This is a genomic window from Arthrobacter sp. D3-16, assembly GCF_054408515.1.
In genome coordinates this window covers 345,979-361,923 of record NZ_CP096437.1, presented here as the reverse complement: position 1 = coordinate 361,923, position 15,945 = coordinate 345,979, and the positions used below count along the sequence as shown (strand labels likewise).

Here is a 15,945-nt window from a genome sequence, read left to right as displayed (position 1 = left end):
GCAAGGTGCAGTCCGGCAATCAGAGCCCCATCCGCTCAAGCCACAGCTTGGCGTCGTGGATTTCAGGTTCAGTTGGCAGGTGGTCCGCCGACTCCCAGACCCTGTTGAAGCCTTCCATTCCCGCGACGTCCACGACGGCGCGGACGAAGCGGGCACCGTCGGAGTACTGGCGCATCTTGGCATCCAGGCCGAGGAGGTTGCGGATGAATTTTTCGATCACGCCGCGGTCCTTGCCGCGGTCGTTGAAGCGCTGCCGGATGGTCTTCACCGACGGCACGATGCTGGCGTCCACGGCGTCCATTACCACGTTGGCATGGCCCTCGAGGAGGCTCATCACGGCGGTCAGGTGCGAGATCGCCGCCTTCTCCTCCGGGTCCTGCAAAAGGTCCAGGATGGCGCCGCGGCCGGGGGTGTGGCCGTTGCCGGTCCGGTCCTTCAGCGAGCGGGCAGCGGCAGTGGCGCGCTCCATCAGGGTGTCAACGTTGCCCAGCAGGTGCCCGCTGAGGTCATCGATCTGCTGCAGCATGTGGTGCCGCAGCCAAGGCGCCGCGGCGAACTGCACCCGGTGCGTCTGCTCGTGCAGGCATACCCAGAGGCGGAAGTCCTCGGGGGTGACGTTGAGTTCACGCTCAACGGACAGGATGTTCGGCGCTACCAGGAGCAGGCGTCCGCCTGAGGGTGCGGTGGAACCTTCGGCCAGGGCGGCAAACGGATCGTACTGGCCCAGGACCTTGCTCGACAGGAAAGCCAGGACGGCGCCCAGCTGGCTGCCGGTGATGGCGCCGCTGACGCTGGCCGCGGCCGGGCTCACGTTTCCGCGCCGGTTTTCGAGCATCTTTTCCATGGCCGGCTTCAGCATCACGGCGAAGCTTTGGGTGTTTGCCTTTGACCACGAGGCCCGGTCCACCACCAGCACGTTTGAGTCCCGCAGGTCCCTTGCCGCTTCCAGCCCAGTGATCTCGTGCACGTGTTCAACGGAGGCGTCGGCAAGCCGGCGAAGGCTTTCCACCGCGTCACCGATAGCCGCCTTGCTCAGGACCGGACCGGCAGGAGCCAGCCGCGCCGCGGTGGAGGCGGCGAGGTCCCAATTGATCAGGGCCGAGGCCTGGCTGGACAACGTTTGGGCTGACGACTCACCTGCAGTGGACTCCATAGTTCCCATCAGAACACAGCGGGCTGGAGATAGTCCTTAAGTTCGCTCACCGGCGAACCTGTCGAAGCGGCAGCAGTGGGCTAGCGGCAGCCGCAGGCGGCGAGCGCCGTCGCGGCCCGGTCCAAAGCGGCCCTGTTGCCGGCCGCGCCCGGCGTCAGCCCGTTGCCGATGAAGGAGAAGACCAGGAGGCGGCCGTCGGCATCAACCACATAACCGCTGAGCGCCAGCACCGAGTTCAGGGTGCCGGTCTTGGCTCGGACCAGCCCTGCACCCCGGGCTGTTGACTCGTCGCCGTAGCGCGTGTCCAGGGTACCGGTGAGGCCGGCTACCGGAAAGCCGTCCAGCGCGGCGCGGAGCCTGCTGTCTGTGCCTGACGTGATGGCACGCACCACTTCAGTGAATTGGCGGGCTGAGACCTGGTTGCCCATGGCCAAACCGCACACATCCACGAGTTTCATGGCCTCGACGGGGATTCCGGCGTCTCCGAGCTGCGCCCGGACGGCAGCCGTGGCGCCGTCGTTGCTGCCTGGCTGGCCTGCAGCTACTGCCGCCATCCGTCCCAGGACTTCGGCGAGGTAGTTGTCCGATTCCTGCAGCATGTGGTCCACCTGCTCGGCTACCGTTGCCGACTGCACCCCGGCCAGGACTGGGGACTTCCCGCCTGCATCTTCGGCCGGTTCACCCGCCGGTGGCGGCTGCGGGGAACGTTCGACGGCGGCTGCCACCGTCAGCCCCGCGGCCGAACCTGCCGTCCGCAGCCGGGCCGCGAATTCCTCGGCCACGGTGATGGCTGAGTCCTGGGGGCGGGGGCCGGTGGTGACGGCGGGATCGTAACGGCCCGAGTTCAGGGCCAGCGGGTACAGGGGCGCCACCTCCCCGGCGGCCACGTCCCCGCTCTCCCACGCTGGGTTGAGGGCAGGACCGCTGAACAGGGAATCGTCCACGAGGACCTTAATCTCCCCCGCCGTTCCCGCTGCCGAAAGCGCCGCCGCCGTTTGGGCAGCCAGCGTGGCCAGACCGGCATGGCCCAACACCATGTCGTTATTGGATTCCCCCGGCCCGAGGAGGACGTCGCCCCCGCCCACCAGCACCACCTGCCCGGCGGCCGGGCCCGCCACCACTTCGGTGGTAAAGCGGTGCCCGGGGCCGAGGGAGCGCAATGCCGCCACCGCGGTCAGCAGCTTCATGTTCGAAGCCGGCACCCGGTTTTCGGATCCCCCCCGGTCAAAAAGGACCTGGCCCGTAAGCGCATCCTGGACCAACCCCGTAAAAGTACCGCCGCCGTCGGTCTTCAACAGGGGTTCCAACTGGGCGGTGACGCTGGCCGCGAGCGGGACGGCAGACGAGTCATTCAGCGGCGCAAGTCCCTGCCCGGGCGAAAGCGTGGCCGGAGGCTGCTGCCATGCCGGCGCCGGCGGAGCGGGGGCCGGGGGTTCGGGCCCAAGGAAACCCGGGGCAACCAGCAGGGCCGCGGGCACCGTAAGGACCACCAGCAGGGCCGTCAGCAAAACCGAGGGCCAGGACCTCCGCAGGCCGGTGATGCCAGACGTGAGACCGTGGCGGGCAGGGTCACGCCATGGTTGCGCGGCAGTTGGTTTGGTCATGCTGGTGCTGGTCCTCAAGTCCTGAAATATCCCCACAAGTTCCTGATTCCAGGGCCTCTCGCTATATCCTCAATAGTAGTCGGCGGCACGGACACTCCTTTTGGGTGAGCGGTCAGGTGTGCCGCGAACCCCCTGCAATTGCCGAGGAGCATTCCATGAAGCATGACGTGACCATCGAGATCCCCAAGGGTTCACGCGTCAAGTACGAAGTTGACCACGAGACCGGCCGCGTCCGCCTGGACCGCGTCCTCTTCACCTCCATGCAGTACCCCACGCACTACGGATACTTTGAGAACACGCTCGGCGAGGACGGCGACCCGTTGGATGCACTGGTGCTCCTGCAGGACTTCGACCTGCACCCGGGCGTCATCGTTGAGTCCCGCCCCATCGGCGTTTTCAACATGACTGATGACGGCGGCGGAGATGCCAAGATCCTCTGCGTCCCCGTGGATGCCCGCTTCGACCACATCCAGGAAGTCAGCGACGTCAACGACTTCCTGATCAAGGAAATCGAGCACTTCTTCACCCGCTACAAGGACCTGGAGCCCGGTAAGTGGGTCAAGGCCGAAGGCTGGGGCGACCGCGCCGCCGCTGAAGCCGAGCTCGAAGCCTCCATCAAGCGTTACGTGCCCACCGGCCACTGATCCCCAACGGCCCCCTCGCCTCGCTTCGCTCGGTCAGGGAACCCTGACGGCGGGTGCCCGGCTCTTAGGAGCCAGGCACCCGCCGTCGTCGTTTAGAGGGCGTCAGAAAAGCACCAGCAGATATGAAACTGTTGGTTCGTGAACGCTGCACCATTTATCAATCCGCCCTGCGGTCCTGTCACCGGCTGGCGGGACGGCGCCGTGGTCCGGGCCACCGGCATCCCCTACGCGACGGCGCGCCGTTTCCAGCCTCCCGTTCCGGCGCCCGACTGGGACGATCCCTTGTCGGCCACATCCCCAGCCCCTGCCTGTCCGCAGGGACCGGTGCCGTTCCTCGACGACGTCCTGGGCACCCGCTACGGCGAACTTCCGGGCAGCGAGGACTGCCAGAACCTCTCCATCACCATGCCCGCAGACCTTGCCCCCGGCGAGAGGCTGCCCGTGATGGTCTGGATCCACGGCGGTTCCTACACCACCGGATCCGGCGACCTCGCCATCTTCGATCCCGGGGTGCTCGTGGCCGAAAACCGGGTGGTGGCCGTGTCGGTGACCTACCGCCTGGGGCTGTTCGGCTTCCTCGGCACCCGGTCCGGCCGGCCGGGCAACCTTGGGCTGCTGGACCAGCTTGAGGCGTTCCGCTGGGTGCAGCGGAACATTGCAGCGTTCGGCGGCGACCCGGGCTGCGTGACGGCCTTTGGCCAGTCGGCCGGCGGTGACGCGATCGCGCACCTCATGGCCACTCCCGAGGCGCCGTCGCTGTTCCAGCGGGCCATCATCCAAAGTGCACCGCTGGGCATCTCGCGCGGCCGGGACAAAATGAACCATGCAATGGGCATCGCTGCCGAAGCGGTCACCGAGGAAACGCCGGCCATGGAAGTGGTGGAACGGGAGGACCATGTGGCGCAGGTGGCCCGGAAATTCGGCATGCTGGCCGCCATGCCCTTCGGCACCCAGTACGGGCACGCGCCGCTGCCCGAGGAAGCCGCCATAGAGGCAGCCTGGAACCGTTCCGCTCCCGGCATCGAGGTGCTGATCGGTCATACCTCCGAGGAGGCGCGGCTGTTCCTGCCGCGGAGCCCGTACCTGAGCCGGCTGGCCAAGATCCCTGTCGCCGGGACCGCCGCCGTCCGGGCCATCGATTGGGTGGTCACCGAAACCGTCTACGGCCGGGCCGCCCGGAAGTTCGCGCGGCGCCATGCCCTGGCCGGCGGAAAGGCGCACCGCTACATCCTTCACTGGCATGCGCCGGGAAACATCTTCGGCGCTGCCCACACCATTGATCTCCCCCTTCTTCTCGGCAATCGCGAGACGTGGGACGGCGTAGGGCTGATCGCCGGGGCCCGTTGGGAGGACGTGAATTCCGTGGGACGCGAGCTGCGAAGCCTATGGGCTGCTTTTGCCCGGGGTGATGGACTGGGCGAGAAGGGCGGGATTCCCGGGGCGCTGACGTATCACGCGGCGTGATCGGCCAGGTTTAGGCGGCAGCTGCGGTGCTCCGGATGGCGTCCACCAGGATGTCTTGGCGCTGGAAGTAGGCGTTGTGGCCGGCCTCCTCGACAACCAGCAGACGGGCGCCGGGCACCGTGGCCGCAACGTGCTCGGCCCCGCGGCGGATTCGCGGCCTTTCCTCGTCGCCGATCATCAGCACCAGCGGGCGGGTTATTGATTCGAGCCCTTGCTGGAACCAGTCGACGTCCGATGGATCGGCGCTGAGGAACTCCCCCTGGCTTTGTTCGAGGCTGCGCGGGTGGCGGGCTGCTTCAATCGCCGTCGCGGTGGAACGCACCCGGATGTAGCGGGCGTAATCACGCGGGTTCTCTGCGATCCACCGCTCCGTGAAGGAGTTTCCTACCCCCAGCCAGATCCTCTCGTCCGCGTCGAGTGAGCTGAACACCTCGAATTTTTCCGGCTGGCCGGGCTGCCCGGGAGGGGGAACCACCAGCGGCCAGCCCATCCCGCAGACCACCAGTCCGGCGGCACCGTCTGGATTCCGCACGGCCCAGCGCAGGGCCGTCATGCCTCCCATGGATTGCCCCACGATCACCGGGTTCGCCAGGCCAAGTGAGTTGATGAAGTGCTCCAGCTCGGCAGCCCGGTCCACCAGCGGCCCCTGCCGCGGCGAGTTAGAGGACCACCCGTGATCGTAGGTGTCATAAGCCAACAGCCGGAAGTCCTGCTCCAGTTCAGCAATAAGCGGTTCCCAGCAGGCCGCCGCCGAAGCGTGGCCGTGGAGCAGCACCACCGGCTGCCCGGCGCCTGAGTCCGTGTAGTGGATGTCGTTGCCGAGTACATCAAGCCATGGCATGAAGATGATCCTTTCGGGCATGGTATGCCGGGGACGGCGCACCATGCCCCAGCGTTGCAGGTCCAGGGGCACCGGGTCATCCAGTGTCCAGAACGGGCCGGGAGAGCCAGGGGTAGAGTCTGGTCACGCCTTGATTCCATTCCTCACCGGGCACCTGCACTTCGACGCCGGGCCCGTCCTGGCACACGACGGCATCGAGGGCAGGCGCTTGCTTGCGTACCGTGATACTGACCGCTTCGTCACCGCCCGGACCGGCCTGATCCCGTTGAGTGTCTCGGCGGACCGGCTGGCCCACCCGGCCATGAGATGCGCCGTGATCCAGGCGAAAGTGGCGGCCCGGCACGGCCCCCAACCACGGGATGGGTCGGGTCGCCTGGCTGAGGTCTACCCTGCTGCTCGCTGAAGCTCTGGGGCCTAAGCGCGCGCGGCTATAAGGGGCGGGGCAGCGGCGAGGCGGAACGGCTATCCCTGCTCCTGGGCAATTTGCGCCAGCAGGCACCGTGGCTGGACCTTCGCGGCCACGAGGACCGCCTGGCCGGCTCGGATGACCTGTTCGACGCCGTCGTCGCGTCCCTCACCGCCCGCGCCGTCGCCGTCGGCTTGACCGTGTTGCCGGATGACGTCCACGCCGCAGCGGCCAGCAGCGAAGGCTGGATCCACCTGCCCGCGGGCGGCCTCGACGGACTGATCGGCCAGGAGAAGGGCTAGCCCAGCTGCCAGTTCCGGATTTCCTCCGGATCCTCCCCGTGGGTGCGGGTGTGCTCGCGGGCGCGGATCCGGCGGTCCTGGAGCTCCTGCCGCAGCATCGAGTGCTTCCCGGCAAGGCCGGGAACGCGGTCGATTGCGTCGATGGCCAGCTGGAACCGGTCGATGCCGTTCAGCATGGCCATGTCGAACGGGGTGGTGGTGGTGCCCTCCTCTTTGTAGCCGCGCACGTGCAGCCCCTCCTGGTTGCTGCGGCGGTAAGCGAGCCGGTGGATCAGCGCCGGATAGCCGTGGTAGGCGAAAATGATGGGCTTGTCGGCGGTGAAGATCCCGTTGAAATCGCGTGCCGGGAGCCCGTGCGGGTGCTCGCTCTCGTCCTGCAGCCGCATCAGGTCAACCACGTTCACGACGCGGACCTTCAGCCCGGGCGCCCCCAGCCGGAGCAGCTCCGCCGCCGCAACTGTCTCCACGGTGGGAACGTCGCCAGCGCAGGCCAGCACGACGTCTGGCTCCTCACCGGGGACTTCGGAGCCGGCGAACTCCCAGATCCCCAGCCCGCGCTGGCAGTGGGTGGCCGCATCGGCCGGCCCCAGCCAGGTGGGAGAGGGCTGCTTTCCGCTGACAACGATGTTCACGTAGTCCGTGGACGCCAGGCAGTGCTCCATCACGGACAGCAGCGTGTTCGCATCCGGCGGCAGGTACACCCGGATGACCTCTGCCTTCTTGTTCACGGCGTGGTCGATAAACCCCGGGTCCTGGTGGGAGAACCCGTTGTGGTCCTGCTGCCACACGTGGGAGGACAGCAGGTAGTTCAGCGAAGCCACGGGCTGCCGCCACGGCAGGTTGCGGTGCACCTTCAGCCACTTGGCGTGCTGGTTGAACATGGAGTCAACAATGTGGATGAAGGCCTCGTAGCAACTGAAGACTCCGTGCCGGCCGGTCAGGAGGTACCCCTCCAGCCAGCCCTGGCACAGGTGTTCGCTCAGCACCTCCATCACCCTGCCGGAGCGGGCAAGGTGCTCATCGACGTCGTCAATCCGGTACTGCCACACCTTGTCCGTGACCTCATAGACGTTCTGCAGCCGGTTGGACGCCGTTTCGTCCGGGCCGAAAAGCCGAAACGTTTCCATGTTCAGCTCAATGACGTCCCGCATCCAGGAGCCCAGAGTGACCATCGGGCTGACCCGCTCGCTGCCGGCGCGCGCCACCTCCACGGCGTGGTCCTGGTAGGCAGGCAGCTTCAGCGCACGGCGGAGCAGGCCGCCGTTGGCGTGGGGCGTGGCGCTCATCCGGAAGTCGCCGGTGGGTGCCCCCTCGGCGATGTCGGGCCGGAGCCGCCCGTCGCCGTCGAACAGCTCATCAGGGCGGTACGACTGCATCCACTGCTCGAGCAGCCGCAGGTGGTCTTCATTGGTGCGGACCTCGGACAGCGGCACCTGGTGGCTCCGCCACGTCCCTTCAACCTGCAGCCCATCCACTTCCCGGGGCCCGGTCCAGCCCTTCGGCGAGCGCAGCACGATCATCGGCCAGCGGGGCGCGCCGCCGCCGGCCCCATCCGCCCCTCCTTGGGACGTTCGCCGGGAGTCCTGGATGGTGCGAATCCCGGCCAGGCAGCTTTCCAATGCCGCGGCGAAGTCCCGGTGCGCCTGCTCAGTGTCGTCCGGGTCCTTCACGGTGACGAAGTGCGGCTCGTGGCCGTAGCCCCGCAGGAGCTGCTCCAGCTGCTCTTCGGGCATACGCGCCAGGAGGGTGGGGTTGGCGATCTTGTACCCGTTCAGGTGCAGGATGGGCAGCACGGCGCCGTCCGTGGCCGGGTCCAGGAAGTTGTGGGAATGCCAGCTGGCGGCCAGAGGCCCGGTCTCCGCCTCGCCGTCGCCGATCACGACGGCGGTCACCAGCTGGGGATTGTCCAGCACCGAGCCGTAGGCATGGGCGAGGGAGTACCCGAGTTCGCCGCCCTCGCTGATGGAGCCGGGGCTTTCCGGAGCGGCGTGGCTGGGAATGCCTCCCGGGTAGGAAAACTGGCGGAAAAGCTCGGCCATGCCGTCCGCGTCGTTACCCACGTGCCCGTAGATTTCGGAGTATGTCCCTTCCAGCCAGGCGTTGGCGACGACGGCGGGGCCGCCATGGCCGGGACCCGCCACAAAGAGCATCTCGGCGGAGTCGCGGCGGATCAGGCGGTTCAGGTGGGCGTAGACAAAGTTCAGGCCCGGGGTGGTGCCCCAGTGGCCCAGCAGCCTGGACTTCGTGTGCTCGGCCTTCAGCGGTTCACGCAGCAAGGGGTTGGAGCGGAGGTAGATCTGCCCCACCGAAAGGTAGTTGGCGGCGCGCCACCAGCGGTCTACACGTCCGAGTTCGTCCTGCCCGATGCTGCTGGTCATAACCATCCTCACGTCGCGTTCACCGCCAAGGGCGGCCCTTGGTCCATCGCATCAGATGGCTCGGGGCGAGGCAACCCCGCTTGCCTGCACTCTCCTACCAGCGGGTAGTCTTTGGTTTCAGATGTTCACGCTGACAATCAACCAAACCGACAGCCGGCGCGATGGCGACCGGGTGCCGCAGTTACTCAAGGACCTGCGGCATATTCCTGCGCGCCTGGATTTCGACCGCTCAGTGGAGGACGAGGTCCAGGGCATTGTGGACTCCCCCCACCAGGCCGTCGAGGCGGCACTGATTGCACTGCGCTGCGGTTCCTGGTACGTGGGAATCGGCGTTGGGCCTGTCAACGAGCCGTTGCCCAACCAGATCAAGGATGCCTCCGGCCACGGACTGGTGTACGCCCGGCGGGCTGTTGACCGGGTGCGGAACAGCAAGGAGCGTATTCCGGTTGCAGTGGAGGGGCCCCTGGCTGATGTGGCCCATGACGCTGAGGCCGTGCTTCGGCTGCTGGGACATGTCGTGCGTGACCGTTCCGATGCGGAGTGGCGGGTCCTTGACCTGTTGACCCCGGGCGTCCGCGGCCAGCAGAAGGCGGTGGCCCAGGAACTGGGCATCACCACGCAAGCCGTCAGCAAAGCGGTGGCCCGGGCGCAGTGGAACGAGGAGCATGCAGCCCGGCCCGCGGCGGCCCGGCTGCTGGGGCTGATCCTCGAGGTGCGCTAGAACTTGCCCGGGGCGCTACGCATCAGCACGTTATGGGCAGCCTGGGGCGCCGGGCCATCGCCGTCTTGAGCAGCGACTAATCCCCCGCGATCAGCCCTGGGTGGCGGCCAGCACCGGCTCGCCGTTGAAGTATTCGAGCTGCCATCCGTCAATGGCGTGATGGTGGGCAAGGTTCAGGACGGCATTGTCGATGCTCTTCAGGGTGCTCCCCACGGCGCGGCTGAGGCTTACGCGGAGCAGGGTCCCGTGGGCGACGACGAGCAGCCGGCGTCCGCGGAACTCCTCAGCCAGAGCCTCCAGGGCCGCCAGTCCCCGGTCTGCGGCCTCGTCCTCGCTTTCCGCGCCGCGGAAACCCCCGGGGATCCGCAGAGCGTCAAGTTCCGGACCGGCCTGCATGCCCTCGGCAGGGCCGAAGCTTCGCTCAGCCAACTCGGGGACCCGGCGGACCTCGGTAAGTCCGAGCCCGGCGGCGATCAGCTCCGCAGTTTCAGCAGCGCGGCTGAGCGGCGAGGACACAATGGCGTCCCAATCGTAAGCGGACAAAACGGCGACGGCGTCCCGCGCCTGGGCCCGGCCGACGTCGTTCAAGGGAATGTCCGTGGAACCCTGCAGCCGGCGCTGCGCATTCCAGTCAGTCTGGCCATGGCGGATGAGGGCGAACGTCGTAAGGGTCATGCTTTCCATTCTGCCCGATGACGGCACCCGCCCGGACAGCGGCCGCCATACAGCGGGTGCCGCCCGGCCGCGGTTCAGCTCCGGCGGAGATCAGTTGACGGCAAGAACCAGGTAAGCGGCGGCGAGGACCAGCGCCACGGGCGTCATCACGGCGCGCTCCGGCTTGCTCCGCGATATGGCGTTCATCAGCACGCCGAGCGCGAAATACCCCGTCAATACCCAGGTGGCCACCGATGTGACAGTCCCGCTTGCCAGCAATGGCACCATGCCGGCCTTGGCCAGTGCGATATATCCGAAGGCCGCGTACAGGACGATGGATGCCGCACTGCCCACCCGCAGCCCCGCGGGGAGGACTTTGTGCTGTCCGCCCCAGGCGAACCGGCCAAGCGGAGCACCGCTCAGCAGTGCGGCCTGGAGCACGGCGAGGCCGGCCAAAAGGACGCAGGCGGCCAAGGCCGCCAACTGAACCAGCATCTGCGTGGGCCGGCAGCTAGAGGAGGCTGCGCAGCACGTGGGCGGCGCCGTCGTCGAACACAGAGTGGGTGACCTCGTCAGCGGCCGCAATCACTTCCTCCGGGGCCTGGCCCATGGCCACACCCCGTCCGGCCCAGCTGAGCATCTCGATGTCATTGCGGCCGTCCCCGACAGCCACGGTGAGGTGCGGTTCGATGCCGAGGCGGTTCCGCAGGTTTTCGAGGGCGCTGGCCTTGGTCACGCCGGCAGCGGCAATATCCAGCCAGGCCGTCCAGCCCACGGAGTAGGTGACGCCGGCAAGGCCAACGTGCTCGATTGCTTCGTTGAACTCTTCCGGCGTGTTTTCGGTGCTGAACACCACCACGCGCACGGCGGTGGCTTCGAGCATGGTGTGGAAGTCCACGCCGACAGCCTCGACGCCGAAGCTCGCGTCCTGGAAGCGTTCGGTGGACAGGAAGTTTCCGTCCTCATCTTCCAGTGCGTACTTGGCTGACGGGAGCCGCTCGCGCAGTGCCCGGAGGGCAGGAGCGGGGTCGAAGGTGGCCTTGTGGATGACCTCGTAACCGTTTTCAAGCCCGGGATGGAGCCGCAGCGTCACGCCGCCGTTACAGCACACCGCATAGCCGCGCTCAATCCCGATGTTCTCAATGATGGGGAGCATGGCGTTGAGGGAGCGGCCGGTGGCAATCATGACCTCATGCCCGGCGGCTACCACTGCCTGCGCCGCTTCACGGACCGCCGGGGACATGTGCCCGTCGTGGTCCACCAGGGTGCCGTCCACGTCCAGGGCGACCATTAGCTTCTGGGTTACGTTGTCGTTTTCGTTCTCTCGCCGGTCATCGTTGCCGGCGACTGAGGTTTCAGTCAGCGTTGTCATCCATCAAGTAGAGCAGAACACCCCCAACCCCGCTAGGACGCGCGCCACAGATTTTTTGAACTGTTGGTAAACATCCGGAGCCTGTAGGCGGCGCGGGTATTCACCCCGGTTGGGATCAGAAGCCGTCCGCGGATCCGTACGTTTTACGGTCCGGATCCGCGGACAAGCCCAGGAGCGGGCCGGTAACTTACAGGACCGGGAGGACCTCAAGGCCGCCCAGGTACTTCTGCAGGGCCTTCGGGACGTTGACCGAGCCGTCGGCGTTCTGGTGGTGCTCCAGGAGAGCCACGATCCAGCGGGTAGTGGCCAGGGTGCCGTTCAGCGTGGCCACGGCCCGGGTGCCCTTTGCCACGCCCTCCGAGTTCACCGCACGCTCACGGATGTTCAGGCGGCGGGCCTGGAACGTGGTGCAGTTGGACGTCGAGGTCAGCTCGCGGTACGCGTTCTGGGTGGGGACCCACGCTTCGCAGTCGTACTTCCGGGCCGCGGAGGTGCCAAGGTCGCCGGCGGCGGTGTCGATCACGCGGTAGGGAAGCTCGCACTTGGCCAGCATCTCTTCTTCCCAGGCGAGCAGGCGCTGATGCTCGGCGGCTGCTTCCTCAACCGTGGTGTAGATGAACATTTCCACCTTGTTGAACTGGTGGACGCGGATGATGCCCCGGGTGTCCTTGCCGTGCGAGCCGGCCTCCCGGCGGTAGCAGGAGCTCTGCCCGGCGTAGCGGATGGGACCCTTGGAGAAGTCCAGGATCTCGTCCGCGTGGTACCCGGCAAGGGCAACCTCCGAGGTGCCCACCAGGTAGAGGTCGTCTTCCGCGAGCCGGTAGATCTCAGCGTCGTGCTTCACATCGAAGCCGGTGCCCTGCATGGTCTCCGGGCGCACCAGGGTGGGGGTGATCATGGGGACGAAACCAGCTTCAATCGCCTGGTCCATGGCCATCTGCAGCAGTGCCATCTCCAGCCGGGCACCAACGCCGCGGAGGAAGTAGAAGCGGGCTCCGGAGACTTTGGCGCCGCGCTCCATGTCGATCGCGCCGATCAGCTCGCCGATTTCCAGGTGGTCCTTCGGCTCAAAGTCCGGGAATTCGCGCGGCGTACCGACGGTCTTAACCACCACGTAGTCGTCCTCGCCGCCCTCGGGAACACCGTCCTCAATGAGGTTGGGAATAGTGCGCAGCAGTTCTTCCTGCTTCAGCTGCGCCGCGTCTGCTTCAGCGGAGGCAGCCTTGACCGAGTTGGCCAGTTCCTTCACCTCGGCCAGCAGCGCCTTCTTTTCATCGCCTTTGGCCTGGGCCACCTTCTTGCCGAAGGCGTTCTGCTCGGCGCGGAGGTTTTCGAAGCGGATCAGCGCCGCCCGCCGTGCAGAGTCCGCGGAGATGATCGCGTCCACCACTGATTCGTCCGCGCCGCGGGCGCGTTGGCTGGCTCGGAACTTGTCCGGGTTTTCGCTGAGGTCTTTTACGTCGATCACCACACAAGGGTATCCAATCCGACGGAGTACGACGGCGGGCGCGGGCACCCGGGACCTGCGCACCTCCCGCCGGGATACTGTTGGGGGACCATGAGCGACCTGATTCTCTACGTGCTGATTGCGGTGGCGCTTGCTTTCGCCATCTCCAGCTGGTGGGGAGTGCGCAGGCTGAAGGCCCTGCATGTGCGCAGCGCTTTGAGCGGGGACGCCCACGAACCCGGGCTCACGGATCAGCGCGTGGTGGTGATCCTCAACCCGGTCAAAGCCCGGTCGGACGAAGCCAAAGCCACTATCCAGCGCGCGTGCCTGACGGCCGGCTGGGATGAACCGGTGTTCTACGAAACAACGGCAGAGGACCCGGGCTTCTCGCAGGTGCAGGCGGCGTTGGGGCACAAGCCCGACGTCGTGGTGGTGGGCGGCGGCGACGGCACCGTCCGAGTAGTGGCTGAGTCCCTCGCCCGCACCGGCGTCGCGATGGGCATCATCCCGCTGGGCACCGGAAACCTCCTGGCCCGCAACGTGGACCTGGACGTCAATGACCTCCCCGGCAACGTGCAGGCGGCGCTTTTCGGCCACCAGCGGTACATCGATACCGCCAGGATGGGCATCGAGAACTCAAGGACCGGCCATTCCTCTGAGCACGTATTCCTGGTGATTGCGGGGATCGGCATGGACGCCGAAGTCCTGGCCGACACCAACGCGGGCCTCAAGAAAACATTCGGTTGGCTGGCCTACACGGAGGCGGGAATGCGCCACCTGCCCGGCAGACGGAAGAAGATTTCAATCTCCCTGGACGGCAGCCCGGACCAGGTCCGGAACGTCCGCAGCATCCTTTTTGCGAACTGCGGGCTGGTGCCGGGCGGCATCGACTTCATTCCGCAGGCGATGATCGACGACGGCATGCTGGACGTGGTGGTAATGAGCCCACGAAGCGCCGTCGGCTGGTTGCTGATGTACGTAAAGATCATGTTCAAGCACAGCGGGAAACTGCCCATCATGACCGTTTACAGGTCGGGCAGGGTCGTCATTAAGTGCCCCGAGCCGATGCCCACGCAGCTCGACGGCGACACGGCAGGCGAAGCCACCAGGGTCACCGTCCAGGTGGAGCCGCGTTCGTTACTGATCAGGGTTAAGGGGCAGGGCTCGCTGGTCTGAAGCAGCAGTTTCAGGCGTGGGCTTCCTTGCGCGCCTCGGCGGCGGCTTTCGCGGCGGCGCGGGCCTCGGACTGCTCACGGATCATGGCCTGCTCCTCTTCAAAGCGCAGGCGGTCCGCCCGGTCGGCCTCATCGCCGTCCCAGTCCTGGTTGTCGGCGGCGGGGCGGGGATTGACGATCATCCCCTGGCCATCGTTGTTAGAGCTGTTGGTACTCATGACCCGCTCCCTTCGCTAGGGGCCATCCCCATTTGTGGATCAAGTAAGCATACGCATTGTCCCCAGCCCGCGGAAGTGGTATGGAGGGCAATTACCTACGCTGTGGGCGAAGCGGTGGAACCGGTTTCAGGACGCCCTTATTGTGCCCGCAGCCCCTCCACCCACGCCCTGGACGCATCAAATGCGGTATCAGAGGTATGCGGCTCCACTACTGTCACCTGGTGGTCGGCGCGCGGGTAGGAGCCCAGGAAACGCGTGGCCGGGCTGATGCGGTGAAGCCCGGCGAGGGCATCGGCGACGCGCGCATCGCCCAGGTGGCCGTCCGCGTCAATGCTGAAGAAGTAGTGCCCCAGGTACTGGCCGGTGGGCCGCGATTCGATCCGGCTGAGGTTCACGCCCCGGCTGGCGAACTGGTCCAGGATCTCCATCAGGGCGCCGGGACGGTCCTCGGGCAGGGGCACCACCACTGTGGTTTTGTCCGCTCCGGTGCGTTCGGGCAGCCTGCCGGGCCGGCTGACCAGGATGAAGCGCGTCACGGCGCCGGGGTTGTCCCCAATGTCCTCGGCGAGCAGGGCAAGTCCCGGCTGCTCCCGGGCCACCAGCGGGGCGCAGATTGCGGCATCGTAATGGGCATCCTCCTCCAGCAGGCCCATGGCGGCTGCGGCAGTGGAGGATCCGGGGACATACTCCGCACCGGGGAGGTTGGCGTCCATCCAGAGCCGGCACTGTGCCCAGGCGTGGCCATGGGTGGACACCCGCGTGATGTCCTGCAGCAGCACGCCGGGCCGGGCCACCAGCACAAAACTGATGGGCACCAGGACTTCCCGGATGATCCGTAGTTCCTGCCCGGTGGCGATGGCGTCGAGGGTGGCCGTGACGCCGCCCTCCACCGAGTTTTCGATGGGCACCATCGCAGCGTCGGCGGAGCCGTCGCGCACCTTGTCCAGGGCCACATTGACGTTTGACGCCGGGATGCGGGTGGCCTGCCCGGCGCCGGGGACCTTCAGCAGGGCAGCCTCGGTGAACGTGCCTTCGGGGCCGAGGAAGGCGTAGGTGGCGGAGGGCGCAGGCATAGGTATTCCTTTTGACGGCGTGGGGCGCCCTTGCGGCAGGGGCGGAACGCGGAAGCGAAGCGTGGAGGCGCTAGAGAACCAGCGGCTTCAGCCCGTTGTCTGATACCAGCGGCTTCCCGGCCTCCAGCCACTGGTCCATGCCGCCGGAGACATTTATCGCGGTGTAGCCCTGGCCCGTGAGCCATTGCGCGACCCGGAAGGACCGGCCGCCGGTCCGGCAAATGACGTACAGGTCCTGGTCCGGGTCGAGTTCGTCCAGCCGCGAGGGCAGCTGGTCCAAGGGAATGTGAAGGGCCCCATCCGCATGCCCGGCCACCCACTCGTAGTTCTCACGCACGTCCAGGATGGCGGCGTTGGCAGGGATGTCGTTGACGGGGACGGAATCAAAATCGCTCATGGAAAGTCCTGTCTGGCTGATCGGGTTCAGCGTTAAGCCTAGCCCCCGGGCCCCTTGCCTGCTCGGAAGAACAGCAAGTTAGGCTACTCGGAAGAC

At 66.8% G+C, this 15,945-nt stretch carries 15 protein-coding genes and 1 pseudogene; 5 read left to right on the top strand and 11 right to left on the bottom strand.

Features of this window, described 5'->3' with window-relative positions:
* Positions 1 to 19: 19 nt before the first annotated feature.
* Positions 20 to 1,153, bottom strand: coding sequence for a zinc-dependent metalloprotease (locus M1D32_RS01770; protein ID WP_458780661.1), 1,134 nt, complete (start codon positions 1,151 to 1,153; stop codon positions 20 to 22).
* Between the two features lie 80 nt (positions 1,154 to 1,233).
* Positions 1,234 to 2,757, bottom strand: a complete 1,524-nt coding sequence (gene dacB, locus M1D32_RS01765; protein ID WP_458780660.1) for a D-alanyl-D-alanine carboxypeptidase/D-alanyl-D-alanine endopeptidase — start codon at positions 2,755 to 2,757, stop codon at positions 1,234 to 1,236.
* Positions 2,758 to 2,912: 155 nt separating this feature from the next.
* Here dacB and M1D32_RS01760 point away from each other — a divergent pair, with 155 nt between their 5' ends.
* Positions 2,913 to 3,401: an inorganic diphosphatase gene (locus M1D32_RS01760; RefSeq protein WP_079596875.1), complete on the top strand. Its 489-nt coding sequence runs from the start codon at positions 2,913 to 2,915 to the stop codon at positions 3,399 to 3,401.
* 138 nt (positions 3,402 to 3,539) lie between these two features.
* Positions 3,540 to 4,865 (top strand): carboxylesterase family protein, encoded by a 1,326-nt coding sequence (locus M1D32_RS01755; RefSeq protein WP_458780659.1) that lies wholly within the window; start codon positions 3,540 to 3,542, stop codon positions 4,863 to 4,865.
* A 10-nt stretch (positions 4,866 to 4,875) separates the two neighbouring features.
* Here M1D32_RS01755 and M1D32_RS01750 read toward each other — a convergent pair whose 3' ends face one another.
* Positions 4,876 to 5,706, bottom strand: a complete 831-nt coding sequence (locus M1D32_RS01750) for an alpha/beta fold hydrolase (RefSeq protein ID WP_458780658.1) — start codon at positions 5,704 to 5,706, stop codon at positions 4,876 to 4,878.
* Between M1D32_RS01750 and M1D32_RS01745 the strand changes: the two are divergent.
* Positions 5,675 to 6,414, top strand: a pseudogene (locus M1D32_RS01745) (DUF429 domain-containing protein). The gene M1D32_RS01750 and the pseudogene M1D32_RS01745 overlap by 32 nt on opposite strands.
* Here M1D32_RS01745 and M1D32_RS01740 read toward each other — a convergent pair.
* Positions 6,411 to 8,792 carry a phosphoketolase family protein gene (locus M1D32_RS01740; RefSeq protein ID WP_458780657.1) on the bottom strand — a complete coding sequence of 794 codons (2,382 nt, stop codon included), beginning with the start codon at positions 8,790 to 8,792 and terminating at the stop codon, positions 6,411 to 6,413. The pseudogene M1D32_RS01745 and the gene M1D32_RS01740 sit on opposite strands and share 4 nt — an antisense overlap.
* A 121-nt stretch (positions 8,793 to 8,913) precedes the next feature.
* Between M1D32_RS01740 and M1D32_RS01735 the strand changes: the two genes are divergently transcribed.
* Positions 8,914 to 9,513, top strand: coding sequence for a hypothetical protein (locus M1D32_RS01735; RefSeq protein WP_458780656.1), 600 nt, complete (start codon positions 8,914 to 8,916; stop codon positions 9,511 to 9,513).
* Between the two features lie 90 nt (positions 9,514 to 9,603).
* Here the strand turns inward: M1D32_RS01735 and M1D32_RS01730 are convergent, their stop codons facing one another.
* The 4 genes from M1D32_RS01730 to serS all read right to left on the bottom strand — a co-directional run bounded on the left by M1D32_RS01730 (position 9,604) and on the right by serS (position 13,007).
* Entirely contained in the window at positions 9,604 to 10,188 is a 585-nt protein-coding gene (locus M1D32_RS01730; protein WP_458780655.1) for a histidine phosphatase family protein, read from the bottom strand.
* Between the two features lie 90 nt (positions 10,189 to 10,278).
* Complete coding sequence (locus tag M1D32_RS01725; protein WP_458780654.1) at positions 10,279 to 10,650, bottom strand: hypothetical protein; 372 nt, start codon at positions 10,648 to 10,650, stop codon at positions 10,279 to 10,281.
* Positions 10,651 to 10,678: 28 nt separating this feature from the next.
* Positions 10,679 to 11,539 (bottom strand): HAD family hydrolase, encoded by an 861-nt coding sequence (locus tag M1D32_RS01720; protein WP_458780653.1) that lies wholly within the window; start codon positions 11,537 to 11,539, stop codon positions 10,679 to 10,681.
* A gap of 187 nt (positions 11,540 to 11,726) precedes the next feature.
* Entirely contained in the window at positions 11,727 to 13,007 is a 1,281-nt protein-coding gene (gene serS, locus M1D32_RS01715; RefSeq protein ID WP_458780652.1) for a serine--tRNA ligase, read from the bottom strand.
* Positions 13,008 to 13,097: 90 nt separating this feature from the next.
* Here serS and M1D32_RS01710 point away from each other — a divergent pair, with 90 nt between their 5' ends.
* Positions 13,098 to 14,162 carry a diacylglycerol/lipid kinase family protein gene (locus M1D32_RS01710; RefSeq protein WP_458780651.1) on the top strand — a complete coding sequence of 355 codons (1,065 nt, stop codon included), beginning with the start codon at positions 13,098 to 13,100 and terminating at the stop codon, positions 14,160 to 14,162.
* Positions 14,163 to 14,172: 10 nt separating this feature from the next.
* On the opposite strand, the gene M1D32_RS01705 is transcribed toward M1D32_RS01710, so the two are convergent.
* The 3 genes from M1D32_RS01705 to M1D32_RS01695 form a co-directional block, all read right to left on the bottom strand.
* Positions 14,173 to 14,379, bottom strand: coding sequence for a hypothetical protein (locus M1D32_RS01705; RefSeq protein ID WP_458780650.1), 207 nt, complete (start codon positions 14,377 to 14,379; stop codon positions 14,173 to 14,175).
* Between the two features lie 137 nt (positions 14,380 to 14,516).
* The gene (gene pheA, locus M1D32_RS01700) at positions 14,517 to 15,452 is read right to left on the bottom strand and encodes a prephenate dehydratase (protein WP_458780649.1); all 936 of its coding nucleotides are present in this window, start codon (positions 15,450 to 15,452) and stop codon (positions 14,517 to 14,519) included.
* A gap of 70 nt (positions 15,453 to 15,522) precedes the next feature.
* The gene (locus M1D32_RS01695; RefSeq protein WP_458780648.1) at positions 15,523 to 15,849 is read right to left on the bottom strand and encodes a rhodanese-like domain-containing protein; all 327 of its coding nucleotides are present in this window, start codon (positions 15,847 to 15,849) and stop codon (positions 15,523 to 15,525) included.
* Positions 15,850 to 15,945 lie beyond the last annotated feature (96 nt).

Coding starts and splice junctions, on each gene's coding strand:
- M1D32_RS01770 (WP_458780661.1), bottom strand. CDS start 1,153: ATGGAGTCCACTGCAGGTGAGTCGTCAGCCCAAACGTTGTCCAGCCAG.
- dacB (WP_458780660.1), bottom strand. CDS start 2,757: ATGACCAAACCAACTGCCGCGCAACCATGGCGTGACCCTGCCCGCCAC.
- M1D32_RS01760 (WP_079596875.1), top strand. CDS start 2,913: ATGAAGCATGACGTGACCATCGAGATCCCCAAGGGTTCACGCGTCAAG.
- M1D32_RS01750 (WP_458780658.1), bottom strand. CDS start 5,706: ATGCCATGGCTTGATGTACTCGGCAACGACATCCACTACACGGACTCA.
- M1D32_RS01740 (WP_458780657.1), bottom strand. CDS start 8,792: ATGACCAGCAGCATCGGGCAGGACGAACTCGGACGTGTAGACCGCTGG.
- M1D32_RS01735 (WP_458780656.1), top strand. CDS start 8,914: ATGTTCACGCTGACAATCAACCAAACCGACAGCCGGCGCGATGGCGAC.
- M1D32_RS01730 (WP_458780655.1), bottom strand. CDS start 10,188: ATGACCCTTACGACGTTCGCCCTCATCCGCCATGGCCAGACTGACTGG.
- M1D32_RS01720 (WP_458780653.1), bottom strand. CDS start 11,539: ATGACAACGCTGACTGAAACCTCAGTCGCCGGCAACGATGACCGGCGA.
- M1D32_RS01710 (WP_458780651.1), top strand. CDS start 13,098: ATGAGCGACCTGATTCTCTACGTGCTGATTGCGGTGGCGCTTGCTTTC.
- M1D32_RS01705 (WP_458780650.1), bottom strand. CDS start 14,379: ATGAGTACCAACAGCTCTAACAACGATGGCCAGGGGATGATCGTCAAT.
- pheA (WP_458780649.1), bottom strand. CDS start 15,452: ATGCCTGCGCCCTCCGCCACCTACGCCTTCCTCGGCCCCGAAGGCACG.
- M1D32_RS01695 (WP_458780648.1), bottom strand. CDS start 15,849: ATGAGCGATTTTGATTCCGTCCCCGTCAACGACATCCCTGCCAACGCC.